Annotated in this window: 1 protein-coding gene; it reads left to right on the top strand. The window is 66.8% G+C overall.

Going from position 1 to position 557, the window contains the following annotated elements; translation table 11 throughout:
• Positions 1–557 (top strand): acyl-CoA dehydrogenase family protein (locus tag HWX87_RS37700; protein ID WP_279612996.1); only part of this gene is annotated, 557 nt, incomplete at both ends.

Genomic DNA, 557 nt, shown 5'->3' with positions numbered 1-557 from the left:
CTCGCGCTGGTGCGCTCGCGCGCCGAGCCGCAGGGCGACGGCACGTACAAGGTGTTCGGCACGAAGATCTTCATCACGTGGGGCGAGCACGACATGGCGGACAACATCGTCCACCTGGTGCTGGCACGCACGCCGAATGCGCCGGAAGGCGTGAAGGGCATCTCGCTGTTCATCGTGCCGAAGTTCATGGTCAACGAAGACGGTTCGCTGGGCGCGCGCAACGACGTGCACTGCGTGTCGATCGAGCACAAGCTCGGGATCAAGGCGAGCCCGACGGCCGTGCTGCAGTACGGCGACCACGGCGGCGCGATCGGCTACCTGATCGGCGAGGAGAACCGCGGCCTCGAATACATGTTCATCATGATGAACGCGGCGCGCTTCGGCGTCGGGATGCAGGGGATCGGCGTGGCCGACCGCGCGTACCAGAAGGCGGCGGAATTCGCGAAGGAACGCGTGCAGAGCCGCCCGGTGGACGGGTCGGCGAAGCAGTCGGTGACGATCATCCATCACCCGGACGTGCGCCGGATGCTCGGCACGATGCGCGCGCTGACCGAAGG

The organism is Burkholderia sp. BCC1644 (genome assembly GCF_902833225.1).
Classification (GTDB): Bacteria; Pseudomonadota; Gammaproteobacteria; order Burkholderiales; family Burkholderiaceae; genus Burkholderia.
This window is presented reverse-complemented; position numbering and strand designations above follow the sequence as displayed.